This window comes from Paraburkholderia sp. EG286A (assembly GCF_040965375.1).
In the GTDB taxonomy this organism is placed as follows: domain Bacteria; phylum Pseudomonadota; class Gammaproteobacteria; order Burkholderiales; family Burkholderiaceae; genus Paraburkholderia.
The window spans coordinates 1-22,953 of sequence record NZ_JBFRCB010000002.1 but is presented as its reverse complement, the minus strand read 5'-3'; the positions used below and the strand labels follow the sequence as shown (position 1 = coordinate 22,953).

Annotated in this window: 19 protein-coding genes and 1 rRNA gene; 7 read left to right on the top strand and 13 right to left on the bottom strand. The window is 64.2% G+C overall.

Annotated elements, in window-relative coordinates; all coding sequences use genetic code 11:
* Window positions 1-195: 195 nt before the first annotated feature.
* Together argC and AB4Y35_RS06770 are read right to left on the bottom strand one after the other, a co-directional pair.
* Window positions 196-1,143: an N-acetyl-gamma-glutamyl-phosphate reductase gene (gene argC, locus AB4Y35_RS06775; protein ID WP_368703886.1), complete on the bottom strand. Its 948-nt coding sequence runs from the start codon at window positions 1,141-1,143 to the stop codon at window positions 196-198.
* A gap of 163 nt (window positions 1,144-1,306) precedes the next feature.
* Window positions 1,307-1,831, bottom strand: a complete 525-nt coding sequence (locus tag AB4Y35_RS06770; RefSeq protein WP_368703885.1) for a YbhB/YbcL family Raf kinase inhibitor-like protein — start codon at window positions 1,829-1,831, stop codon at window positions 1,307-1,309.
* 345 nt (window positions 1,832-2,176) lie between these two features.
* Here AB4Y35_RS06770 and AB4Y35_RS06765 point away from each other — a divergent pair, with 345 nt between their 5' ends.
* Window positions 2,177-2,884 (top strand): response regulator, encoded by a 708-nt coding sequence (locus AB4Y35_RS06765; protein WP_368704621.1) that lies wholly within the window; start codon window positions 2,177-2,179, stop codon window positions 2,882-2,884.
* A gap of 130 nt (window positions 2,885-3,014) precedes the next feature.
* On the opposite strand, the gene AB4Y35_RS06760 is transcribed toward AB4Y35_RS06765, so the two are convergent.
* Window positions 3,015-3,701, bottom strand: coding sequence for an orotate phosphoribosyltransferase (locus AB4Y35_RS06760; RefSeq protein ID WP_028203433.1), 687 nt, complete (start codon window positions 3,699-3,701; stop codon window positions 3,015-3,017).
* A gap of 377 nt (window positions 3,702-4,078) precedes the next feature.
* Between AB4Y35_RS06760 and AB4Y35_RS06755 the strand changes: the two genes are divergently transcribed.
* Window positions 4,079-5,320 carry an MFS transporter gene (locus AB4Y35_RS06755; protein ID WP_368703884.1) on the top strand — a complete coding sequence of 414 codons (1,242 nt, stop codon included), beginning with the start codon at window positions 4,079-4,081 and terminating at the stop codon, window positions 5,318-5,320.
* A gap of 204 nt (window positions 5,321-5,524) precedes the next feature.
* Entirely contained in the window at window positions 5,525-7,810 is a 2,286-nt protein-coding gene (locus AB4Y35_RS06750; protein WP_368703883.1) for an NADP-dependent malic enzyme, read from the top strand.
* Window positions 7,811-7,900: 90 nt separating this feature from the next.
* Here AB4Y35_RS06750 and AB4Y35_RS06745 read toward each other — a convergent pair whose 3' ends face one another.
* Window positions 7,901-11,503, bottom strand: a complete 3,603-nt coding sequence (locus tag AB4Y35_RS06745) for an indolepyruvate ferredoxin oxidoreductase family protein (protein ID WP_368703882.1) — start codon at window positions 11,501-11,503, stop codon at window positions 7,901-7,903.
* Window positions 11,504-11,908: 405 nt separating this feature from the next.
* Here AB4Y35_RS06745 and AB4Y35_RS06740 point away from each other — a divergent pair, with 405 nt between their 5' ends.
* A complete protein-coding gene (locus AB4Y35_RS06740) occupies window positions 11,909-12,097 on the top strand; it encodes a hypothetical protein (RefSeq protein WP_368703881.1) in 189 nt (62 codons plus the stop codon).
* Window positions 12,098-12,241: 144 nt separating this feature from the next.
* Here AB4Y35_RS06740 and hppD read toward each other — a convergent pair whose 3' ends face one another.
* Window positions 12,242-13,339, bottom strand: coding sequence for a 4-hydroxyphenylpyruvate dioxygenase (gene hppD / locus AB4Y35_RS06735; RefSeq protein WP_368703880.1), 1,098 nt, complete (start codon window positions 13,337-13,339; stop codon window positions 12,242-12,244).
* A gap of 140 nt (window positions 13,340-13,479) precedes the next feature.
* Between hppD and AB4Y35_RS06730 the strand changes: the two genes are divergently transcribed.
* A complete protein-coding gene (locus AB4Y35_RS06730; protein ID WP_028203439.1) occupies window positions 13,480-13,974 on the top strand; it encodes an Lrp/AsnC family transcriptional regulator in 495 nt (164 codons plus the stop codon).
* 83 nt (window positions 13,975-14,057) lie between these two features.
* Here the strand turns inward: AB4Y35_RS06730 and AB4Y35_RS06725 are convergent, their stop codons facing one another.
* From AB4Y35_RS06725 to paaA, 8 genes are all read right to left on the bottom strand, one after another.
* Complete coding sequence (locus AB4Y35_RS06725) at window positions 14,058-14,723, bottom strand: GNAT family N-acetyltransferase (protein ID WP_368703879.1); 666 nt, start codon at window positions 14,721-14,723, stop codon at window positions 14,058-14,060.
* A 264-nt stretch (window positions 14,724-14,987) separates the two neighbouring features.
* On the bottom strand, window positions 14,988-15,590 hold the full coding sequence (locus AB4Y35_RS06720) for a TetR/AcrR family transcriptional regulator (protein ID WP_342920421.1): 603 nt from the start codon (window positions 15,588-15,590) through the stop codon (window positions 14,988-14,990).
* Window positions 15,591-15,596: 6 nt separating this feature from the next.
* Window positions 15,597-16,421, bottom strand: a complete 825-nt coding sequence (locus AB4Y35_RS06715) for a DUF1835 domain-containing protein (RefSeq protein WP_368703878.1) — start codon at window positions 16,419-16,421, stop codon at window positions 15,597-15,599.
* A gap of 165 nt (window positions 16,422-16,586) precedes the next feature.
* Complete coding sequence (gene paaE / locus AB4Y35_RS06710; protein WP_368692281.1) at window positions 16,587-17,675, bottom strand: 1,2-phenylacetyl-CoA epoxidase subunit PaaE; 1,089 nt, start codon at window positions 17,673-17,675, stop codon at window positions 16,587-16,589.
* Between the two features lies 1 nt (window position 17,676).
* On the bottom strand, window positions 17,677-18,210 hold the full coding sequence (paaD, locus tag AB4Y35_RS06705) for a 1,2-phenylacetyl-CoA epoxidase subunit PaaD (protein WP_028203443.1): 534 nt from the start codon (window positions 18,208-18,210) through the stop codon (window positions 17,677-17,679).
* Window positions 18,211-18,239: 29 nt separating this feature from the next.
* Entirely contained in the window at window positions 18,240-19,046 is an 807-nt protein-coding gene (gene paaC, locus AB4Y35_RS06700; protein ID WP_321931180.1) for a 1,2-phenylacetyl-CoA epoxidase subunit PaaC, read from the bottom strand.
* Window positions 19,047-19,055: 9 nt separating this feature from the next.
* Window positions 19,056-19,340: a 1,2-phenylacetyl-CoA epoxidase subunit PaaB gene (gene paaB / locus AB4Y35_RS06695; RefSeq protein WP_010092957.1), complete on the bottom strand. Its 285-nt coding sequence runs from the start codon at window positions 19,338-19,340 to the stop codon at window positions 19,056-19,058.
* 40 nt (window positions 19,341-19,380) lie between these two features.
* Entirely contained in the window at window positions 19,381-20,379 is a 999-nt protein-coding gene (paaA, locus tag AB4Y35_RS06690; RefSeq protein ID WP_368703877.1) for a 1,2-phenylacetyl-CoA epoxidase subunit PaaA, read from the bottom strand.
* 304 nt (window positions 20,380-20,683) lie between these two features.
* Between paaA and AB4Y35_RS06685 the strand changes: the two genes are divergently transcribed.
* Both AB4Y35_RS06685 and AB4Y35_RS06680 read left to right on the top strand, forming a co-directional pair.
* Entirely contained in the window at window positions 20,684-21,904 is a 1,221-nt protein-coding gene (locus AB4Y35_RS06685) for an SGNH/GDSL hydrolase family protein (protein ID WP_368703876.1), read from the top strand.
* A gap of 466 nt (window positions 21,905-22,370) precedes the next feature.
* Window positions 22,371-22,953, top strand: a 16S ribosomal RNA gene (locus AB4Y35_RS06680); the annotation flags it as partial.

Genomic DNA, 22,953 nt, shown 5'->3' with positions numbered 1-22,953 from the left:
GTTGCATTGCATCACGCTAGTCGATATACTGCTTCTTGTCTCCTCCATGTCTCCTCTGATATGGATTCAGCCCGCCAAACATTGGCGGGCTTTTTTTCGTCTGCAGGTTTTGCATTGGCGCAAGGCGAGGACGAAGGGCGTAAAAAAACCGGCTCAGCGAGCCGGTTTTTTGTTTGCGCGGCGAGTCTCGCTGCCTCAGGCATGCAGGCCGGTATTCTCAGCCGCGCCAATCGCGAGATTCATGCACTGGATCGCCGCGCCCGAGGCGCCCTTGCCGAGGTTGTCGAGGCGCGCGACGGTGACGAACTGCTCGTCGTTGCCGAACACGAACAGGTCGACACGGTTCGTGTCGTTGTTCGCCTGAACGTCGAACATGCCGGCGTCGAGGTTTTCATCGGCGTTGAACGGCGCCACGCGCACGAACGCCTCGCCCGCGTAGTACTCGGCGAAGAGCGCCTGCAGGTCCTGCGGTTTGGCGCCGCGCGTGAGCTGCTTCGGCGAAAAATAGGTCGTGACCGCGAGGCCCTTGTAGAACGGGCCGACGATCGGCGTGAACACCGGCGCCGACTTCAGGCCGCCGTGCACCGCCATTTCCGGCAAATGCTTGTGCGTGAGGCCGAGCGCGTACGGGCGCGGGCTCGCGAGCTTCGCGTTGCCGCCCGCTTCGTACTCCGCAATCATCTTCTTGCCGCCGCCGCTGTAGCCCGTGAGCGAGTAGCTGTGCGCGGCGAAATCCGGCGCAACGAGGCCTGCTTCGACGAGCGGACGCATGGCAAGAATGAACGCCGATGCGTGACAGCCGGGCACGGCGATGCGCTTCGACTGGCGCACCTTGTCGCGTTGGGCTTTGGTCAGCTCGGGCAGGCCGTAGGCCCAGTCGGCCTGGGTGCGGAACGCCGTGCTCGCGTCGATCAACACGGTGCGATCGTTTTCGACGAGCGAGGCCGACTCGCGCGAGGCCACGTCGGGCAGGCACAGGAACGTCACGTCCGAAGCGTTGATGAGACGGCGGCGTTCCTCGACGTCCTTGCGCTTCGCATCGTCGATACGCAGGATCTCGACGTCGGTGCGTGGCGACAGGTATTCAAAAATCTTCAGGCCGGTCGTGCCTTCCTGTCCGTCGACAAAAACTTTCGTGCTCATCTCAGTCTCTCTGAACGCAGGGGATTGGGGGGGCGCCATCACCCAAGGCGGTGCTGGAACGGTATTTTAAGACGTCATGCGGACGCGCGTGTGAACGCATCCGGAAAAAAATCGGGGCTTACCCGTAAGCGCTCAGACACTCGCCGGGCGCAACCGCCGCCGCTCAGCGGCCGTACGTGACGGTGATCTGTGCGCTTCCGAGCGTCGAGCCGCTGATCTCGCGATCGAACAGCGCTGCCGGGCGGCCTTGTGCGAGCGGGAGCGTCTCGACGTTCAGCGCGTACACGGTGACGACGTAGCGATGGGGATTGCCCGGCGGCGGGCACGGGCCTCCATAGCCGTCGATGTTGAAGTCGTTGCGCGCCTCGATCGCGCCGAGCTTGCGCAGCGCGCCCGTGGCGCTGGCGTTCTCCGGCAGGCTCGTCACGCGTGCTGGAATATTCGCGACGGCCCAGTGCCACCAGCCGCGTCCCGGCGCGTCGCGATCGAAGATCGTAATGGCAAAACTGCGCGTAGCGGCAGGAGCATTGCGCCAGGTCAAACTGGGCGACTGGTTCGGCCCATTGCAGCCCGCGTCGTTGAAGACCTGGCGCGGTCCGATTTTTCCGCCATCACTGAAATCGGCGCTCGATACCGTGAATATTTCGCCTGCGCAGGCCAGGCTGGTTGTCGCCACAACACTGGCCATCGCCAAGGCCGCGCATAGGGATGCACGGCGGGATGCACGGCGCATGCAAGCTGGCTCAAAGTCATAGGGAGTACGCATCAGCGAGTTCTCCTGCATGTTTGTGAAATTCGGGACACGTTGTCCTGAAGGAAAGTTTGGAATTGTTCCCTGGTCCGAATTTGATCCAATATAGCGGTATAAGCGAGCGAGCTTTCGCCTGCGCGCGTAGCAAGCGTGCAGGAGGATTCCGCTATAGTTGTACCTTCTCCTGCTCGGGCAACTGGCGCGTCGGAGGCCGGAAACAAGAAGCAAAATGTGAACTGGCCGCGCGGGAGAAATAAGCAGGTTTGCCTACACGGAGGGCTAATGCAGCAACCAATCAGGGTCGTAGTCGCCGACGATCATCCGGTGATCTTGTTTGGTGCGGAACATGCACTGCTCAACTTTCCCGGCATCCAGGTCGTTGGCCGCGCCCGCCAGTCCACCGAACTCGTCAAGGCGTTGCAAACCGGTCCCTGCGACGTGCTGGTGACCGACCTTGCCATGCCGGGCGGCCAGTACGGCGACGGATTGCCGCTCATCGGCTACCTGCGACGCAACTTCCCGAACGTTCCCATCGTCGTCCTCACGATGCTCGAAAATCCCGCGCTGCTCAAACGCCTCGGCGAACTCGGCGTGTTCGCGGTGGTGCACAAATCCGACGACCTGAGCCACATCGGCCTCGCGGTGCAGCATGTGAGCCGCAATCTCGAATATATGAGCCCACAGGTGAAGACTGCGCTCGATCAATTGCGCATCAATAGCGGCGGGAAAACCGATGAAGTCATTCTCTCAAAGCGGGAACTCGAAGTCGTGCGGCTCTTTGTTTCGGGCATGACGATTAAAGAAATATCCGAGAAGCTGAACCGCAGTATTAAGACAATTAGTACTCAGAAGAACACGGCGATGCGCAAGCTCGGACTCGATCGAGACTCCGAACTTTTCCAGTACGCGCAGAGCAATGGCTTGCTCAATCTTTCCTCGTATACGCCCGATGTGTCCGAAGCGGGCGGCGAGGCAGAAACGGCGCGTTGATCCTGCCGCGCTGCACACGAGCCGCACCCGCTTTACACCGCTACGCCAGCCAGTAAAAAAGGCCATCTGCCCAGGAGGCAGATGGCCTTTTTGACATGCGCTCGCGCTCGCGCGCGTGCGGCTCGTGCGCTTACTGCGGTGCCGACGTTGCGCCGCCGTGCGCAGCCGACCACTCGGCCGGTGCGTGCAGGAATTTCTCGACTTCGTCGAGCGTCTTCGTTTCGAAGTAGCCCGATTCCTTGGCGACGCGCAGCACGTCCCACCACGTGGCGAGCGCGTGCAGGTCGACGTCGATGTCCTTCAGGACCGAGACGCTTTCCTTGAAGATGTTGTAGTGGAACAGCACGAAGCAGTGGTTCACCTGCGCGCCGGCCGTGCGCAGCGCGTTGATGAAGTTGATCTTGCTGCGGCTGTCGGTGGTCAGGTCTTCGACGAGCAGCACGCGCTGGCCTTCGGTGAGCAGACCCTCGATCTGTGCATTGCGGCCGAAACCCTTCGGCTTCTTGCGCACGTACTGCATGGGCACCATCAGGCGGTCGGAGAGCCATGCCGCGAACGGGATGCCCGCGGTTTCGCCGCCGGCCACGGCGTCGATCTGCTCGTAGCCGACGTCGCGCAGGATCGTGGCTTCGGCCATTTCCATCAGGCCGCGGCGCACGCGCGGATACGAGATCAGCTTGCGGCAGTCGATGTAGACCGGGCTCGCCCAGCCGGAAGTGAAGATGAAGGGCTTTTCGGCGTTGAAGTGCACGGCCTTCACTTCGAGCAGCATTTTCGCGGTTGCGTCCGAGATCGTCTGGCGATCGTAGCCTGTCATGGGCGAATCCTTGGATATGAGTGCGGGAGGAGGGTGGGCGCATGGCCCGGTGGCGCTGGCACGGCGGGCGCGAAGCGTGGCTTCGGCGCCTGCGGTGCGCGGCCCGGAGGCGTGGATCGTCTGACCTTTCTCACTGCATGGGTCAAGGCGATTCGCCCGGTCCGGACGGCTTCTCTTGCGCGCGTAGGCCGGTATTTTACCCGACTTGACGATCGCCGACGAGTCGCACGGGCAAGCGCCGGCAGCGATGTGGGGCGCGAACGCCGGCGGCGCTGCGCTACGCGCGGTCGGCGTCGCGGTTGTGACGGCCCGGCCCCGCCTTTACACTCACGCCGGTTTGCGCTCCCCATGCGCGCACGTTTCCCAGGATTGCCCCTATGACCGCCGTTTCTACCAACCCGGCCGCCGCCACGCGCGGCCACGCCATGCGTGCGCTCGTCGCCTCGGTGCTCGGCTACGCCATGGACGGCTTCGATCTGCTGATGCTCGGCTTCATGCTGCCCGCGATCAGCGCCGATCTGCATCTGTCCGGTGCGCAGGCGGGTGCGCTCGTCACCTGGACGCTCGTCGGCGCGGTCGTGGGCGGTATCGGGTTCGGGCTGTTGAGCGACCGCTACGGCCGCGTGCGCGTGCTCACGTGGACCATTCTGCTGTTTGCCGTCTTCACCGGCATGTGCGCGCTGGCGCGCGGCTACGGCGACTTGCTCGTCTACCGCACCATCGCGGGCATCGGGCTGGGCGGCGAGTTCGGCATTGGCATGGCGCTCGTTGCCGAGGCGTGGCCCGCGCAGCTGCGCGCGCGGGCGTCGTCGTATGTCGGGCTCGGCTGGCAGCTGGGCGTGCTGGCCGCGGCGCTGCTCACGCCGCTGCTGCTCCCGCTGATCGGCTGGCGCGGCATGTTCGCCATCGGGCTGCTGCCGGCGGTCGTCTCGTTCGTGGTGCGGCGGCGCGTGGAGGAGCCCGAGCTTTTCGTCGCGCATGCGCGGCGCATGGCCGCTGCCGCCAGGGCCGAGCGCCCCCGCGCGCTGCGCATGCTCGTGGCCGATGCGCGCACCGCGCGCGCGAGCCTCGGCGTGGCCGTGCTCTGCTCGGTGCAGAACTTCGGCTACTACGGGCTGATGATCTGGTTGCCCGCGTACCTTTCGAAGTCCTTCGGCTATTCGCTCACGAAGTCGGGGCTGTGGACTGCCGCGACGGTTGCCGGCATGGCGCTCGGCATCTGGCTGTTCGGCATCGCGGCCGACCGGTTCGGCCGCCGGCCCGCCTTTCTGTTCTATCAGGCGGGCGCCGTAGTCATGGTGTTCGTCTATGCGCAGCTTTCCACGCCGTTCGCGCTGTTGATCGGCGGCGCGGCAATGGGCGTGTTCGTCAACGGCATGATCGGCGGCTACGGCGCGCTCATCTCCGAGCTGTATCCCACCGCTGCACGCGCCACCGCGCAGAACGTGCTGTTCAACATCGGCCGCGCCGTGGGCGGCTTCGGGCCGCTCGCCGTGGGCGCGCTGGCCGCGCGCTATTCCTTCACGGCGGCGCTCGGCATGCTCGCCGCCATCTACGTGCTCGACATCCTCGCGACCCTCTTCCTGATTCCCGAACGCCGCGGCGCGGCGCTCGAGTAATCGGCGCGCATCGGTCAGACAAAAGCGCGGCCACATTATCGGCTGCGCGAATTCCCGGTATCAGTCTTTGACCCACGTGGACGCGAACGGCGCCAGGTGTACACTAATCGGCCCTGCTGGAACGCTCGTGCCGTGCGAACCGGCGGGCCTACGACCATAAAAGATTCTCTCTCTCACGTCTCTCACGTCCAGGCAGGCCTGAAAATGGATGAACAACTGAAGCAAAGTGCGCTCGCGTATCACCAGAATCCGAGGCCCGGCAAGATTTCGGTCACACCGACCAAACCGCTCTCGAACCAGGTCGATCTTTCGCTTGCTTACTCGCCCGGCGTTGCGGCCGCGTGCATGGCGATTTACGAAGAACCGCTCGACGCACAAAAGTACACCTCGCGCGCCAACCTCGTCGGCGTCGTGACGAACGGCACGGCCGTGCTCGGCCTCGGCAATATCGGCCCGCTCGCGGCCAAGCCGGTGATGGAAGGCAAGGGCTGTCTTTTCAAGAAGTTCGCCGGCATCGACGTGTTCGACATCGAACTCGACGAAACCGACCCGGACAAGCTCGTCGAAGCCATCGCGATGCTCGAGCCCACGCTCGGCGGCATCAACCTCGAAGACATCAAGGCGCCCGAGTGCTTCTACATTGAGAAGAAGCTGCGCGAGCGCATGAAGATTCCGGTCTTCCACGACGATCAGCACGGCACGGCCATCATCGCTTCGGCGGCGATTCTCAACGGCCTGAAAGTGGTCGAGAAGAAACTCGATGAAGTGAAGCTCGTGTGCTCGGGCGCGGGCGCAGCGGCGATCGCGTGTCTGGACCTGCTCGTGAATCTCGGTCTGAAGAAAGAGAACGTCCTCGTCACCGACTCGAAGGGTGTGATTTACGAAGGCCGCGGCAATCTCGATCCGTCGAAGGCGCGCTACGCCGCCAACACCGAAGCGCGCACGCTCGGCGACGCGATCAAGGCCGCCGACGTGTTCCTCGGCTGCTCGAGCGCCGGCGTGCTCAAGCCCGAGATGGTCAAGGAGATGGGCGACAAGCCGCTGATCCTCGCACTCGCGAACCCAGAGCCGGAAATCCGCCCGGAAGAAGCGAAGAAGGTGCGCCCGGACGCGATCATCGCCACGGGCCGTTCGGACTATCCGAACCAGGTCAACAACGTGCTGTGCTTCCCGTTCATCTTCCGCGGCGCGCTGGACGTGGGCGCGACGACCATCACGGAAGAGATGAAGCTCGCGTGCGTGCGCGCGATCGCGGAGCTCGCCGAGGAAACCGATCAGGGCGACGAAGTGGCGAAGGCCTATGAAGGCCACACGCTCGAATTCGGCCCGGAGTATCTGATTCCGAAGCCTTTCGATCCGCGCCTCATCATCAAGATCGCGCCGGCCGTGGCACAGGCCGCGATGGACTCGGGCGTGGCCACGCGTCCGATCCAGGACATGGAAGCCTACCGCGAGCAGCTCGGCGCGACGGTCTACCGCTCGGGCATGGTGATGCGTCCGGTGTTCGCGGCGGCGAAGGCCAACTGCGCGCGCATCGTGTTCGCCGAAGGCGAAGACGAGCGCGTGCTGCGCGCCGCGCAGTTCGTGCTCAACGAGAAGATCGCGAAGCCGATCATCGTGGGCCGTCCGTCGGTCGTGGAAATGCGCCTGAAGAAGATGGGCTCGAAGCTGCGTCCGGGCACCGACTTCGAGATCGTCGATCCCGAAGACGATCCGCGCTTCCAGAAGAGCTGGCAGGCGTACCACGAACTCGGCGCGCGTCAGGGCATCACGCCTGACGTGGCGAAGGCTTCGGTGCGCAAGTTCAACACGCTGATCGGCGCGATCCTCGTGCACCTCGGCGACGCCGACGGCATGGTCTGCGGCCTGCTCAACAGCTTCGACTACCACCTCAAGTTCATCGACCAGGTGTTCGGCAAGGCGAAGGAAGCCGAGAACTACGCGGCGATGAACCTGCTGATGCTGCCGGGCCGCAACATCTTCATCAACGACACCTACGTGAACGAAGTGCCGAGCGCCGAGCAGCTCGCCGACATGACGATCCTCGCCGCGCGCGAAATCGAGAAGTTCGGCATCACGCCGAAGGTCGCGCTGCTGTCGTCATCGAACTTCGGCAGCGTGCGTTCGTCGACGTCGCAGCGCATGCAGGCCGCACGCGAGCTGATCGCCGCGCGCGATCCGCAGCTCGAAGTGGACGGCGAAATGCACGGCGACGCGGCGCTCTCCGAGCTGATCCGCAAGCAGTCGTTCCCGGGCACGACGCTCACGGGCGAAGCGAACCTGCTGATCATGCCGAACGTGGAAGCGGCCAACATCGCCTACAACCTGCTGAAGGTGATCGGCGGCGAAGGCGTGACGGTGGGTCCGTTCCTGCTGGGCGCCTCGAAGCCGGTGCACATCCTCACGCCGGCGGCGACGGTGCGACGCATCATCAACATGACGGCGGTGGCTTCGGCCAACGCGAACGTGGCGAAGGCTGCGGCGAAGTAAATCGCGTCGGCGTGATTCGCCTGATGTGAAAAGGGCGCTCCATATTGCACGGAGCGCCCTTTGTTTTTACCGCCTCGAATCAGGCGAGCGTCAAGCCGCGTGCCGCGCCGCGCCGTTTTCCGGCGAGCGCCACTTCGCGAGCAACGTGGCCCACTTCGCGCGCGCGGCCTTGAGGTTGTTCTCCTTGATATGGCCGTAACCGCGAATCGCGTCGGGCAGGTTCGCGAGTTCCAGCGCGAGCGGCAGATTCGCTTCGCTCAAACCGCCGATCACCTCGCGCATCAGCGTTTCATACTCGCCGATCAACGCGCGTTCGTGACGGCGTTCCTCGGTGCGGCCGAACGGGTCGAGCACCGTGCCGCGCAGGAACCTGAACTTCGCGAGCATGCGCATGGCCGTGAGCATGCGCGGGCCATACTGCTTCTTCACGAGCTGGCCTTTGTCGTCATGCTTCGCGAGCGAGGGCGGCGCGAGATGGAAGTTCACCTTCCAGTCGCCTTCGAAACTCGCCTTGATCTTCTCGATGAACGCCGGGTCCGCGTAGAGGCGCGCGACCTCGTACTCGTCCTTGTACGCCATCAGCTTGTGCAGGTTCTTCGCCACGGCTTCGGTGAGCGGAGACTGGCCGTCGACGTGCTCGAGCTTCGCTTCGGCCTGGCGCACGCTTTCGACGAACGCGCGATAACGCCGCGCGTATGCCGCGTTCTGATACGCGGCGAGATACTGCGCGCGCTTTTCGATCAGCGTGTCGAGCGCCCTGGGCGTGTGCAGCGAGACGATCTTCGCGCCGGCCGCGTCGGCGTTCTGCTCGGCCATCGGCTTCTTCACGAGCTGATCCACGGCGGCGCGATCGTGCGCCACGCGGCGGCCCCATTCGAATGCCGCAAGATTCTTCTCGACCTGCACCGCGTTCAACTCGATCGCGCGCGCGAGCGACTCGTGCGTGAGCGGCAGCCAGCCCTTTTGCCACGCGTAGCCGAGCACGAACGGGTTCGTGTAGATCGCGTCGCCGAGCAGCGCGAGCGCGTAGCGGTTCGCATCGACGGTCGCGACGTGGTCCGTGCCCGCTGCGGCGCGCACATCGGCCTCGGTGTTGGAGCCAGGGAACTGCCACTGCGGATTCTTGATGAACTCGGCAGTCGGCGTGGGCGCGCTGTTGAGCACCACGTGCGTCATGCCTTCCTGCATGCGCGAGACGCAGTCGTCGCCGGCCGTCACGATGGCGTCGCAGCCGATCACGAGGTTCGCCTCGCCCATGGCGATGCGCGTGGCGTGGATGTCGCCGGGGCGGTTGGCGATCTGCACGTGGCTCATCACCGCGCCGCCCTTTTGCGCGAGGCCGGTCACGTCGAGCACGGTCACGCCCTTGGATTCGAGGTGCGCGGCCATGCCGAGCAACGCGCCGATCGTCACCACGCCGGTGCCGCCCACGCCCGTCACGAGCACGCCATAGGGGCGGTCGATGGCGGGCACGTCGGGCGTCGGGACGGTCGGCATCGCTTCGTTCGCGACGCTGCTCGTCTTCGGCTTGCGTAGCTGGCCGCCTTCCACCGTCACGAAACTCGGGCAGAAGCCCTTCAGGCACGAGAAGTCCTTGTTGCAGGTGGACTGGTTGATCTGGCGCTTCGTGCCGTACTCCGTATCGAGCGGCTCGACGCTCAGGCAATTCGACTGCACCGAGCAATCGCCGCAGCCTTCGCACACAGCCTCGTTGATGACCACGCGCTTCGCCGGGTCCGGATAGGTGCCGCGCTTGCGGCGGCGGCGCTTTTCGGTGGCGCAGGTCTGGTCGTAGATCAGGATCGTCGTGCCGGGAACCTCGCGCAGTTCGCGCTGGATCGCATCGAGCTGGTCGCGGTGGTGGATCGTCACGCCCGGCGCGAGCTTCGTGGCGGGTTCACCTTCGTACTTTTCGGGTTCGTCGGTGACGATCACGATCTTCGCCGCGCCTTCGGCGGCGACCTGATGCGTGATCTGCGGCACGGTGAGCGTGCCGTCGACCGGCTGGCCGCCCGTCATCGCGACCGCATCGTTATAGAGAATCTTGTAGGTGATGTTCGCCTTCGAGGCGATCGCCGCGCGGATGGCGAGCAGGCCCGAGTGGAAATAGGTGCCGTCGCCGAGGTTGGCGAACACGTGCTTGTCGTTCGTGAACGGCGCCTGGCCGACCCACGCCACGCCTTCGCCGCCCATCTGGCTGAAGGTGCTCGTGCTGCGGTCCATCCAGACGGTCATGTAGTGGCAGCCGATGCCGGCCATCGCGCGCGAGCCCTCGGGCACGTTCGTCGACGTGTTGTGCGGGCAGCCCGAGCAGAACCACGGCTTGCGCTCCGCCTGCACGCGCGGCTTCGCGAGCGCCTTTTCCTTGGCCTCGATCACGCTCATGCGCGCGGCGATACGCGCGCGCACGTCCGAGGGCAATTCGAACTTGTCGAGCCGCGTGGAAATGGCGCGCGCAATGATCGCGGGCGACAGCTCGTAGTGCGCGGGCAGCAGCCAGTTGCCCATCGGCACCGACCACTCGCCGCCCGCGCCGTCCTTTTCGTCGAACTTGCCGTACACGCGCGGACGCTGTGCGTCGGGCCAGTTGTACAGCTCTTCCTTGATCGCGTATTCGAGAATCTGGCGCTTTTCCTCGACCACGAGAATCTCTTCGAGACCGCGCGCGAACGCGTGCGCGCCCTGCGCTTCGAGCGGCCACACGCAGCCGACCTTGTAGAGCCGGATACCGATGCGCGAGCAGGTTTCGTCGTCGAGGCCGAGGTCGGTAAGCGCCTGGCGCACATCCAGATACGCCTTGCCGCCCGTGATGATGCCAAAGCGCGCATGCGGCGAATCGATCTCGATGCGGTCGAGCTTGTTGGCGCGCACGTAGGCGAGCCCCGCGTACCACTTGTAGTCGAGCAGACGCGCTTCCTGCACGAGCGGCGGATCGGGCCAGCGAATGTTCAGGCCGCCCTCGGGCATCGCGAAGTCTTCGGGGAGGATGATGTTCGTGCGATGCGGGTCGAGCTCGACCGATGCCGACGATTCCACCACATCGGTCACGCATTTCATCGCGACCCAGAGGCCCGAGTAGCGGCTCATCGCCCAGCCGTGCAGGCCGAAGTCGAGATATTCCTGCACGTTCGAGGGGAACAGCACCGGCAGGCCGCAGGCCTTGAAGACGTGCTCCGACTGGTGCGCGAGCGTGGACGACTTGGCCGCATGGTCGTCGCCGGCAAGCACGAGCACGCCGCCGTGCGGCGACGAGCCGGCGGAATTGCCGTGCTTGAACACGTCGCCGCTGCGGTCGACGCCCGGTCCCTTGCCGTACCACATCGAAAACACGCCGTCGTATTTCGCGGACGGGTACAGGTTCACCTGCTGCGAGCCCCACACGGCGGTCGCGGCGAGGTCTTCGTTCACGCCTGGCTGAAAAACGATCTGATGTGCGGCGAGATGCTGCTTCGCCTTCCAGAGGGACTGATCGAGGCCACCGAGCGGCGAGCCACGATAGCCGGAGATGAACCCCGCGGTATTGAGACCGGCGGCCTTGTCGCGTTCCTGCTGCAGCATCGGCAGGCGGACCAGCGCCTGGATGCCGCTCATGTACGCGCGGCCGCGTTCGAGGGTGTATTTATCGTCGAGCGTGACGGAAGCGAGTGCGGCTTCGAGCGAAGCGCGCTGACCTGCGTCTAGCGGGGCATTCATTATGTGTCTTCCTCCATCCAACCAATCCGTTGTGGGATCGCCAGAACTTCAGGGCCTCGGCATCTTGTGAATGCTCTGGCCGGGGTCGCCATATTGGCTTCTTTCTTTCGATAGTAGCACTCGGATAAACCCGCCGCTTCGAGGCTCCGAGCGCCGCGCCGCACTGCGCTGCAGGTTTCGGGCCTGTGGCGCCGTGTCGCGCAAACGGCCTGAAACCCCCGTGTAATAACGGATGTATCGAATTCCTCAGAGGAGTAACAACGTGTAAAACTTGCACTACCTGGGAACCGGACTTGAATATCCTGTCTAACTCCCTCACCTGTGCGAACCGCGCAGCTTCCCTGGCTGTTAACAGTTATTAAAAGGGGCACTACTGCAACAGGCAGTCTAAAAAAGGAGTCCAGCATGAATAATCGACATATCCAGACCTTCCTGACGGTCTCGGCTGCGTTCTTTGCCATGAGCGCGCCACTGCATTCGAACGCCAGCACGAAGAGCGGCGAGAGTGCGACGACTCGATGCGCCCAGTACACGCTGAGCATGAGGGCTGATACGAACGCCATGCCGGCCGCGAAGGCCGAACGCAAATCCTGATGCCGCGCTGATCCGCGCAGCATTCCATTCACCGAATCCGGCGCCGGGGTGTGCGGCGGCGGATTCAAAAATCAAAAAGGGCGAAGATCGTGCGATCTTCGCCCTTTTTGTTTGTCATTGGCCGAATTTATCGGCGCGAGTGCGTCATGCCTTGTCCTGCACCACGCCGCGGCGGATCTGGTCGAGTTCGATCGATTCGAACAACGCCTTGAAGTTGCCCTCGCCGAAGCCCTGGTTGCCCTTGCGCTGGATGATCTCGAAGAAGATCGGGCCGATCTGGTTCTCCGTGAAGATCTGCAGCAGCAGGTCTTCGGGCATGCCGTCGATCAGGATCTTGCGCTTCTTGAGTTCTTCGAGCGGCTCGGTGTGGCCCGGAATGCGGCGGTTCACGAGCTCGTAGTATGTGTCGATCGTGTCGAGCAGCGCGATTTCGCTGGCGCGCAGGCCATCCACGGTGCGGTAGATGTCGTTCGTGCCGAGCGCGATGTGCTGGATGCCTTCGCCGTGATAGGCGTCGAGGTATTCCTGGATCTGGCCTGCCGTCTCGCCGCCTTCCTCGTTGATCGGGATGCGGATCTTGCCGCAGGGCGAGGTCATCGCCTTCGACTTCACGCCGGTGACCTTGCCTTCGATGTCGAAGTAGCGGATTTCGCGGAAGTTGAAGAGGCGCTCGTAGAACTCGGCCCATTCGTTCATGCGGCCGCGATGGACGTTGTGCGTGAGGTGGTCGATATAGGTGAGACCGTGGCCCACCGGGTTCTGTTCGGCGCCCGCGATCGGCTCGAAGTCGACATCGTAGATGCTGATGTCGCCAATGCTGCCCGGCGCCGCGCCGTTCTTGCCGCGCCAGCGGTCGACGAAATAGATCAGCGAGTCGCCAATGCCCTTGATGGCCGGAATGTTCAGCTCCATCGGGCCGGTCTTGTTGTCGAAGCCCCACGCGCCGAGTTCGAGCGCGTGCTTGTAGGCCTTGGCGGCGTCCTGCACGCGGAAGGCGATCGCGCAGATCGACGGGCCGTGCAGGCGCGCAAAGCGCTGGGCGAACGAAGCGGGTTCGCCGTTGACGATGAAGTTGATGTCGCCCTGGCGGTACAGCGTCACGTCCTTGTGGCGATGCCGCGCGATGGCCGTGAAGCCCATGCGTTCGAACAGTTTGCCGAGCGCCTTGGGGTCCGGTGCGGTGTATTCGATGAATTCGAAGCCGTCGGTGCCGACGGGGTTCTCCCAGTTGGGGACCTGCATGGTTGTCTCCTGACTGATGTAGATCAGATTTCGTGTTGCACAGTGTAGTCCGCCGTATTGGGAGAAAACTTGCGAGTTGGGTCGCGTTACCGTCGATCTGCGCTATAAACTGCCTTGAATGAATGTTAGAAAGGCAGAAAATGGCAAGCATCGAATTGGACGCAATCGACAGACGCATTCTGGCGATCCTTCAGGAGAATGGCCGGCTCTCGAACCAGGAGATCGCCGAGCGCGTGAATCTCTCGCCGAGCCCGTGTTTGCGGCGCATCCGGCGGCTGGAGGAAAGCGGCGTGATTCGCAGCTACGTGGCGCTGCTCGATGCGCAGAAACTGGGGCTCGACCTGCTCGCCTATGTGAACGTGCGGCTGGAAAAGCGTGGGCCGACCGCGGCCGGGCGCGAAGGGGTGACGCACGCCGAGCTGTTTCGTGCGGCGGTGCAGACCTGGCCTGAGGTGGTGGCCTGCCACGCGATGACGGGTGACATGGACTTCCTGCTGCGCGTGCAGGTGGAGGACATGGCGCACTTCTCGCGCTTCGTGCAGGACCAGTTGCTGCACCATCCGTCGGTGATCGACGTGAAGTCCAGTTTTTCGCTCGACACCTTCAAGGAAACGACGGCTTTGCCGATCCGCTGACTGCGCGGCGCCGTACCGCAGACGCAAAAAAAGCGGCCGAAGCCGCTTTTTTCAGTGCATCAATCTATCCCGAAGGGCAGGAGTCACGCCGCGACAGCCTGCGGCAGGATCGTTTCCATCAGCTTGCTGGTCTGGCGCGCCTGACGCTTGAGCGCGTAGTCGAACACGGCGGCTTGCTCCTGGAGCATTTCGGCGATGATGCTGCTCTGGTCGGCCGGCTCGAGCGAGAGATAGGCGTCGGCTTCGCCGTAGGCGTACTCGATCTTCATGCCCGACTTCTTCGCGATGTGCATCATCGTCGAGTTGCGCGACAGGCAGTGCATGTAGAGCGTGGTGACGTGCGTGTTGCGGCTGCGGATGGCGGCGCGCTCGAACAGCTTCGAGCCGATGCCCTGGCCGCGCGCGCTTTCCTGCACGGACACGCCGAACTCGGCCGTGCGGCCGTTGCCGTCCGCCGGGAGGTAGGCCAGATGACCGACGCCCACGAGTTGCAGTTGATGGTCGAACACGCCGAACACGGTGTCGCGCGTGAAGTCCATCGAGCGCACGTACTTTTCGATCACGTGGTCCGGCGCGGCCTGGCCGAAGCGCAGCAGGCGGTCATCGCTGTCGAGCGAGAGGAAGTGCGCGAGCAGGCGTTCGCGGTCTGCCGAGGTAAGTACTCGCACCATGACGGGCGCATGTCCGGACGTCAGCGGACGAGCGGACGAAATGATCGGCACGTTGGCTTGGGTCGAAAGCGGGTTCATGGTGGGTTCTCCTTAAAATGCATGCCGCATGATGCAGCGCAAAACGCATTCTAGCGGAAACCCTGGGTGCACTCTAGGGAAAACCCGGAGTGCAAATTTGAGTGTTGCGCCTAATTAATAAAAATATAAGCGCAACAGATTGATTATTAACGTTTATTCGGAGCGGGTCGTTTGACGTGTCAACTGTTGCCCTGACGCATCATGTCGCACTGCAGCAATCTGGCCCGAAAATTTCTACCGTCCGGAGCACCGTCCGGGCGTCCTTCAGGCGCCCTTCAGACCGTGATCGACCATGGCGATCACCTGCTCGGCGAAGTCGCGATAGCCCATGCGGCCGCCGGGCTTGAGCCACGTAAACGTCCAGTTGATCATGCCGAACACCATCATCGTCAGCGCGGTCTGGTTTTCGTTCGTGACCTGGCCCGGATACGCGCGCGCGAGTTGGCGCGTGAAGGCGGCGACCACGTCGCGCTGGCGATTCAGGATGATCTCGCGTTGGGCGTCGACGAGGTATTTGACGTCGTTCAGGAGCGCCACGTGGCGGCTGTGCGAGGTTTCGTATTCGGCGAGAAACGCGCGAATCAGCTCGGCGAAGCTCTCGCGCTCGTCGTGACCGCGCCGCTGGCTCGCGCCTTCCACCTCCGCGATGATCAGCATGAGCCGCTTGGTGTAGCGATCGAGCAGGTCGAAGAGGATCGCTTCCTTGCTCTCGTAATAGTGATAGAGCCGCGCCTTCGAGGTGCCGCTGGCGGCCGCGAGGTCCGACATCGAGGTGCTCGGGTAGCTCGTTTGCGCGAATTTGGCGGCGGCGAGCTCGAGGATCTGGTCGCGTTGGGTTTCGTGGTCGGGCGCTCGGGTGCGTGCCATGGGAATTCAGCGGGGGAGGGAAAGGTGCGCGGCGGTTTGCGGCAGCGGCGGACGCGCGGCGCGCGCGGCAGCGGCGAGCGGGGCACAGGCGGCGCACATATCGTCGCGCAGACGCAGTTCTTCGGCCGCACACAGCTCGCGCAGGCGCCACAGCACGACGGGCTCGCCAACCGTGAAGCCGGCGCCGCCCCGCGTGAGCGCCGCGCCGAGCACGTCGCTGGCGAGCCAGGATGCGCCCGCCGGGCGGTCTTCATGGGCGTCGAGCACGTCGAGGATCATGGCGTCGAGGTCGCTCCACGTGCCGCTCGTGAAGGTGTTGTCGCGCCAGCGGCGCGTCTCGCCGTTGGCGAACTTGGCTTCCTGCCACTCCAGCGCGAGACGCGTGATGCGCAGCACCGAGATCGGCGCGGCGTCGGGCAAGCGCGCCTCGATGCGGGCTGCGGCGTTCGGGCCCGAAATTTCGTCGGCAGTCAGGCGCACTTCGTTCAGGCGCTGCGGGACGTCGCGCAAGCGGTAGCAGACACGCCGCAGCGCGAGCTGGTGGGCGGCGTCGTGCGTGTGCCAGATCACTACGTGGGCGTCGTCGGCTTCGAGCGTACCCAACGCCGCGCAGTCGTCGTGAGCGAGGGTTGGCGGCGCATCGCACAGGCGCTCCCAGAAGGCGGCGCGTTGCGCCACGCCTGGGTCGCCCGCCACGTCGATGTCGCGCAACGGGCCGACCGTCAGATCATCGCGCAGGGCGATCACGCGGTCCGGACGGCCTGCCGCTTCGAGAGCCTGACGTAGTGCCGTCACGGCCGGCTCGCCGTAAATGAGGTGAATCGTGGTCATCGACAACTCGTTGCGTTCACGCTGAACGCCCTGTAAGCCCGAAAGCACGCAAATAACAAAAGGAGCCGCCCGCGGGTGTCGCAGCGCTGCGCTGCAACACCCGCGGGCGGCCCCTAGTGTAAGCGGATCGCCTGCGGGCCGAAAGCGTGCTGTTGCTCTAACGCCTTAACGTTCGTCGAAACTCACGACCACCCGCTCGCTCACCGGATGGCACTGGCAGGTGAGCACGAAGCCGTCCTTCACTTCCTGCTCCTCGAGCGTGTAGTTCTTGTCCATCTTCACCTCGCCTTCGAGCACCTTGGCGCGGCAGGTGCAGCACACGCCGCCCTTGCACGCGTAAGGCAGCGCCAGACCCGCCTTCAGGCCGACGTCGAGCAGGCTCACGCCCTCGTACGGCAGGCGCATCTTGCGCTTCTTGCCGTCGATGACGATTTCGAGGTCGGCGGCCGGCGTGTTTTCGGTGATCTCGACGTTCGGCACACCCGCCTGCGGCAGCGGCGAGCCGAAGCGCTCCACGTGCACCTTCTGCGGCGGCACGCCCGCGTCCTTGAACGCGGCTTCGGCGGCGTCCATCATCGGGCCGGGGCCGCAGATGAAGGCTTCGTCGATCTCGTCGGCGGGCAGCAGCGTTTCGAGGAACGCCGCGCACTTGGCCTGATCGAGCACGCCGTTGAAGAGCTCGACATCCTGCAGGTCGTCCGAAAGCACGTGGTAGAGGCGGAAGCGGCTCATGAAGCGGTTCTTCAGGTCTTCCAGCTCTTCGGCGAACATGATCGCGTCGACGCTGCGGTTGCCGTACACGAGCGTGAACGCGCTGCGCGGCTCCGTTTCGAGCGTCGTCTTGATGATTGCGAGCACGGGCGTGATGCCCGAGCCGCCCGAGAACGCCACGTAATGCTTGCCGTGCTCGGCGTTCAGGTGCGTGAAGAAGCGGCCATCGGGCGTCATCACGTCGATCTCGTGGCCGGGCGCGAGCTGCTCGAATGCGAAGTTCGAGAAACGCCCGCCGCGCACGCGCTTGATGCCGATGCGCAGCTCGCCGTCGCGGTCGTAGTCGGTCACGCCCACGCAGATCGAGTACGAACGGCGCGTTTCCTCACCGTCGATGTGCGTCTTGAGCGTGACGAACTGCCCCTGGGTGAAGCGAAACGCCTCGCGCAGCTCGGGCGGGACTTCGAAAGCGACAGAGACCGCGTCCGCGGTTTCGGGCCGCACTTCGCGGATGCGCAGCGAATGGAATTGCGGAGTGGCCATATCAGTACGGTTTGAAGTAGTCGAAGGGTTCGCGGCAGTCGATGCAGCGGTAGAGCGCCTTGCACGCGGTCGAGCCGAACTGCGCGAGGCGTTCGGTGTGCTGCGAGCCGCAGTGCGGGCAGGCGGGCGCGGGCAGCGGCTTCGGTTTCGCGATGAAGGTGATCGGCTGTTCGGCCGATTGAGGCGCCGAGCCGCAGTTGCCCGTGGGCGGCGCGATGCCATAGGCGCGCAGCTTCTCGCGCGCTTCGTCGGTGATCCAGTCGGTGGTCCACGCGGGCGTGAGGGTCGTCGCGATGCGGTAGGGCGCGAGCGCGGCGGCGTCGAGCGCGTGCGCGACGTCCTCCGCGATCTGCGACATCGCCGGGCAGCCGGAGTAGGTGGGCGTGATGACCACTTCGATCTGGCCGTCGTCGGCGCGGCGCACGTCGCGCAGGATGCCCAGTTCACGGATCGACACGACCGGAATCTCCGGATCTGGCACCGATTCCAGCACTTCCCAGGCGCGTTCGAGCGCGTGATCTGCCGTTGCTTGCATCGTGACTTCCTCTGTTCCTGCGGGGATGCTTACCAGCGCGCGTCCGGGTGCTGGCGCGCGAGGCTCTGCATCTCGGCGAGCACGAAACCCATGTGCTCCGAGTGCTCGCCGTGCTTGCCGGTCGTGATGTGGAACACCTGCTCTGGCAGCGTAAGCGTGGCTTCTTCGAGCGCGGCTTCCACGTCGGCGCGCCACGCGGCTTCGAACTGCGCCGTGAGAGGTGCGATGCCGGCTTCGGCCACGGCCGTTTCCACGGCGTCGGTGCTGAAGAACTCGCGCGTGTACGGCATCAGCCAGTCGAGTGCTGCCTGGGCGCGGCGGTGCGATTCATCGGTGCCGTCGCCGAAACGGATCAGCCACTCGCGCGCATGGTGCACGTGGTAGCGCGTTTCCTTGATCGAGCGCTCGGCGATCGCGGCCAGTTGCGGGTCGGCGGAGCGCAGCAGCGCGGTCCACAGATGCTCCATCAGCGTGGCGTAGAGGAAGTTGCGCACGATCGTCACGGCGTAGTCGTTGGCCGAATGCGTCGTGCCGGCGAGCGGGCCGAAGTGCGGCAGCTCCGCGAGCGTGTAGTTCGCAAACTCGCGCTCGGCGCGGAAGTAGGCGTAGTCGTCCTCGGTGCGCTCGCGGCCGGTGAGCGCCTTTTCCAGCGTGGCGGCATGCGTGTAGAGCAGGCGCGCCTGACCGATCAGGTCGAGGCTCATGTTGGCGAGTGCGATGTCTTCTTCGAGGATCGGGCCGTGGCCGCACCATTCCGTATTGCGCTGACCGAGGATCAGCGCCGTATCGGCGAGGCGCAGCACGTACGCGAGTTGTTCGGGCGTGGGCGTCGTCATGTTGCGCTCTTACATGTGGTTGACTTCGTCGGGCAGCGTGTAGAACGTCGGGTGGCGATAGATCTTGTCGCCGGCCGGCTCGAAGAGCTCAGCCTTTTCGTTCGGATCCGATGCCGTGATTGCCGACGACGGCACCACCCAGATGCTCACGCCTTCCTGGCGGCGCGTGTAGACGTCGCGCGCCATGCGCAGCGCCATCGAGGCGTCGGCGGCGTGCAGGCTGCCACAGTGCTTGTGGTCGAGGCCCTGCTTGCTGCGCACGAACACTTCCCAGATCGGCCATTCCTTGTTCATCGTGGATCTCCTTCCTTCCTGATTCATGTATGAGGTGTGCTCAAGCGGCGTGCTTTTCGGCGCGCTGACGCTGCTTTTCGGCATGGGCGAGGGCGGCTTCGCGCACCCACGCGCCTTCGTTGTGCGCTTTCACGCGCGTACCGAGACGCTCGCGGTTGCACGGGCCGTCGCCGTTCACGACGCGCCAGAATTCTTCCCAGTCGATCGTGCCGTAGTCGTAGTGGCCGCGCGCTTCGTTCCATTTCAGATCGGCATCGGGCAGCGTCACGCCCAGCACCTTGGCCTGCTCGACCGTGGCATCGACGAACTTCTGGCGCAGATCGTCGTTCGAGATGCGCTTGATGCCCCATTTGGCCGACTGGTTGCTGTGGACCGAATCGGCGTCGCCTGGGCCGAACATCATCAGCACGGGCCACCACCAGCGGTTCACGGCTTGCTGAACGAGTTCGCGCTGCGCTTCGGTGCCGCTCATCATGGCGAGCAGGGCGTCGAAGCCCTGACGCTGGTGGAACGACTCTTCCTTGCAGATTCGGATCATGGCGCGCGCGTACGGACCGTACGTGCAGCGGCACAGCGGAATCTGGTTCATGATCGCCGCGCCGTCCACAAGCCAGCCGATCACGCCGACATCGGCCCACGTGGGCGTCGGGTAATTGAAGATGCTCGAATACTTGGCCTTGCCGGCGTGCAGGGCGTCGACGAGCTGGTCGCGCGAAACGCCGAGCGTTTCCGCCGCGCTATAGAGATAGAGGCCGTGGCCCGCTTCGTCCTGCACCTTGGCGAGCAGGATCGCCTTGCGCTTGAGGCTCGGCGCGCGCGAGATCCAGTTGCCCTCCGGCAGCATGCCGACGATTTCCGAGTGCGCATGCTGCGAGATCTGGCGCACGAGCGTCTTGCGATAGGCTTCGGGCATCCAGTCCTGCGGCTCGATCTTGCCGTCGGCGGCCATGATGGCGTCGAACTGCGCCTGCTCCGGCGAGGTTGCGTCCGCGTCGAGCGGAGCAACGTTGCCGGGGATGTCGAGGGATTGCGTGTACATGGAGACGCTCTCGTCGAAGTTGGGTATGTCGCGCAGTATAAACCAACCGACCGGTCGGTAAATGAATTTTTTGAGGTAGGGCAAAGAAATGTGGATCCACAGCTGAGTTTTAGTGGGGCGGCAGCGGGATTGCCTGGGATTTGTGCGTTCGGCGGCGTGTGCGCGGGCTTTTGCTTGGTTTAGTGTGCTCGACTGTCAGGCGGATGGAAGGCTGTGCATCGGGCCATGGGGCACAATGCGCCTTTGCCTGCGCACTCGTTCACGGATGAAGATTTCCTTTGCTCCCCTCGCGGCTGCGGCCGCAATGTTCATTTCACTTGGCGCCGGGTCTCCGGCGTTCGCCGATCAATCCTCGGGCCCCTGGGTTACGAGCTGGGCGACGGCGCTGCAGTCGATTCCCGAGCGCGACGCGCTCCCGGCGCTGTACCGCGCGCCCGAGGTCGCCGGACGTACCGTTCGGCAGATCGTGTATCCGACGCTGGGCGGCACGGTTGCGCGGGTGCATGTGAGCAACCTCTATGGGCGCACGCCGCTCGTGATCGAGGCAATGGCGATTGCGCCTTCTGCGGGCGGTGCGGCGGCGAGCGAGGCGCGTACGGCGCATGTGACCTTCGGCGGGCGAGCGGCGGTGTCGGTGCCGCCCGGTGCCGCGCTCGACAGCGACCCGGTGCAGATCGATCTGAAGGCGCACGCGCCCTACGCCATCAGTTCGTATATGGGACCCGAGCAAAAGATGGTCGCGTGGCATCGCGTGGCGAATCAGGTGAGTTACGTTTCGCGTCCGGGCAATCACGTCGCGGATCCGTCGATTGGCGCGTTCACCGAGCGCTTTACGCAGTACGCGTGGGTGACGGGGCTGGCGGTCGAGGCGCCGGGGGCGTCGACGGTCGCGGCGATCGGCGACTCCATTACTGACGGCATGCGTTCCTCGCTCAATCAGAACCGTCGCTGGCCGGACGCGTTGGCGCGCCGCATCGCGCAGTCGCAGCGCACGGATCTCGCCGTGATCGATCTCGGGATCAGCGGCAACCGGCTGCTGAGCGATTCGCCTTGCTACGGCGAGGCGCTCGAGCGCCGCTTTGGCCGCGACGCGCTCGGCCACCCGGGCGTGAAGACCGTGGTGCTGCTCATCGGCATCAACGACATCAACTTCCAGGCGATGCCGGCGCGCTCGGCCCTCGACTGCGACTTTCCTCATACGCACGTGGACGCGAACGACCTGATCGCGGGCTACCGCCGCGTGATCGCGCAGGCGCACGGGCGCGGCGTACGCATCTTCGGCGCGACGCTCACGCCGGCATCGCTGCCGCCGGAGCGCGAGGCGATCCGCACGGCGGTGAACCAGTGGATCCGGACGAGCGGGGCGTTCGACGGCGTGGTCGACTTCGACGCGGCGCTGCGGGATCCGGCGGACCCCGTGCGACTGCGTTATGGCTATGACAGCGGCGACCACATCCACCCGAGCGACGCGGGCTACGCGGCGATGGCGAATGCGGTGCCGCTGGGGGGCCTTACCCGGAAGTGAGGAATATTTTCGCCACCCCCTTGCACAGTGCCGGCGGGGGCGCTAAGATTCGCCCCCTTCGCAGTTCGATGTCTCCGACGTCAGGGCAGCGAGGGCCGCCGCGGAAACCGGTGGGCGCAGGAGTCGGCAGCTTTTTTAAGCGGTGAGCGAAAAAAAGGAGTTGACGAAGCGAAAAAGATTCTTCATAATCTCGTTTCTCTGCTGCTGACGCAGCAACGCAGAAAACGCCGGGTAGTTCGATGGTTTAACGGCGCTTTCGCGATCGATCTTTAAAAATTTACAGCCGATAAGTGTGGGCGCTTGATGCGGTGGCGGCCTGATGCCGTTCTTCGGAGCGAAGTCAGGAGCAGCAAAAGTATCAAGAGTCTCACACTAAAGTAAGTCAGGTTTTTGAAGCAATTCAAATTCCTGTCAGCTTTGAGTGAGCGACCGGTCTCGAGAGAGACCGAAAACAGTAACAGGTATTGAACTGAAGAGTTTGATCCTGGCTCAGATTGAACGCTGGCGGCATGCCTTACACATGCAAGTCGAACGGCAGCACGGGTGCTTGCACCTGGTGGCGAGTGGCGAACGGGTGAGTAATACATCGGAACATGTCCAGTAGTGGGGGATAGCCCGGCGAAAGCCGGATTAATACCGCATACGATCTTTGGATGAAAGCGGGGGACCTTCGGGCCTCGCGCTATTGGGGTGGCCGATGGCGGATTAGCTAGTTGGTGGGGTAAAGGCCTACCAAGGCGACGATCCGTAGCTGGTCTGAGAGGACGACCAGCCACACTGGGACTGAGACACGGCCCAGACTCCTACGGGAGGCAGCAGTGGGGAATTTTGGACAATGGGCGAAAGCCTGATCCAGCAATGCCGCGTGTGTGAAGAAGGCCTTCGGGTTGTAAAGCACTTTTGTCCGGAAAGAAATCCTGGCGGCTAATATCCGCCGGGGATGACGGTACCGGAAGAATAAGCACCGGCTAACTACGTGCCAGCAGCCGCGGTAATACGTAGGGTGCGAGCGTTAATCGGAATTACTGGGCGTAAAGCGTGCGCAGGCG

Excerpts from the sequence above, each read along its gene's own strand:
- paaD (WP_028203443.1), bottom strand. The coding sequence starts at position 18,210 with ATGCAAGCAACGGCAGATCACGCGCTCGAACGCGCCTGGGAAGTGCTG.
- paaA (WP_368703877.1), bottom strand. The coding sequence starts at position 20,379 with ATGTACACGCAATCCCTCGACATCCCCGGCAACGTTGCTCCGCTCGAC.
- AB4Y35_RS06765 (WP_368704621.1), top strand. The coding sequence starts at position 2,177 with ATGCAGCAACCAATCAGGGTCGTAGTCGCCGACGATCATCCGGTGATC.
- AB4Y35_RS06760 (WP_028203433.1), bottom strand. The coding sequence starts at position 3,701 with ATGACAGGCTACGATCGCCAGACGATCTCGGACGCAACCGCGAAAATG.
- argC (WP_368703886.1), bottom strand. The coding sequence starts at position 1,143 with ATGAGCACGAAAGTTTTTGTCGACGGACAGGAAGGCACGACCGGCCTG.
- AB4Y35_RS06725 (WP_368703879.1), bottom strand. The coding sequence starts at position 14,723 with ATGAACCCGCTTTCGACCCAAGCCAACGTGCCGATCATTTCGTCCGCT.
- paaE (WP_368692281.1), bottom strand. The coding sequence starts at position 17,675 with ATGGCCACTCCGCAATTCCATTCGCTGCGCATCCGCGAAGTGCGGCCC.
- hppD (WP_368703880.1), bottom strand. The coding sequence starts at position 13,339 with ATGCAGGTCCCCAACTGGGAGAACCCCGTCGGCACCGACGGCTTCGAA.
- AB4Y35_RS06685 (WP_368703876.1), top strand. The coding sequence starts at position 20,684 with ATGTTCATTTCACTTGGCGCCGGGTCTCCGGCGTTCGCCGATCAATCC.
- paaB (WP_010092957.1), bottom strand. The coding sequence starts at position 19,340 with ATGAACAAGGAATGGCCGATCTGGGAAGTGTTCGTGCGCAGCAAGCAG.
- AB4Y35_RS06755 (WP_368703884.1), top strand. The coding sequence starts at position 4,079 with ATGACCGCCGTTTCTACCAACCCGGCCGCCGCCACGCGCGGCCACGCC.
- AB4Y35_RS06770 (WP_368703885.1), bottom strand. The coding sequence starts at position 1,831 with ATGGCCAGTGTTGTGGCGACAACCAGCCTGGCCTGCGCAGGCGAAATA.
- AB4Y35_RS06720 (WP_342920421.1), bottom strand. The coding sequence starts at position 15,590 with ATGGCACGCACCCGAGCGCCCGACCACGAAACCCAACGCGACCAGATC.
- AB4Y35_RS06745 (WP_368703882.1), bottom strand. The coding sequence starts at position 11,503 with ATGAATGCCCCGCTAGACGCAGGTCAGCGCGCTTCGCTCGAAGCCGCA.
- paaC (WP_321931180.1), bottom strand. The coding sequence starts at position 19,046 with ATGACGACGCCCACGCCCGAACAACTCGCGTACGTGCTGCGCCTCGCC.
- AB4Y35_RS06715 (WP_368703878.1), bottom strand. The coding sequence starts at position 16,421 with ATGACCACGATTCACCTCATTTACGGCGAGCCGGCCGTGACGGCACTA.
- AB4Y35_RS06730 (WP_028203439.1), top strand. The coding sequence starts at position 13,480 with ATGGCAAGCATCGAATTGGACGCAATCGACAGACGCATTCTGGCGATC.
- AB4Y35_RS06750 (WP_368703883.1), top strand. The coding sequence starts at position 5,525 with ATGGATGAACAACTGAAGCAAAGTGCGCTCGCGTATCACCAGAATCCG.
- AB4Y35_RS06740 (WP_368703881.1), top strand. The coding sequence starts at position 11,909 with ATGAATAATCGACATATCCAGACCTTCCTGACGGTCTCGGCTGCGTTC.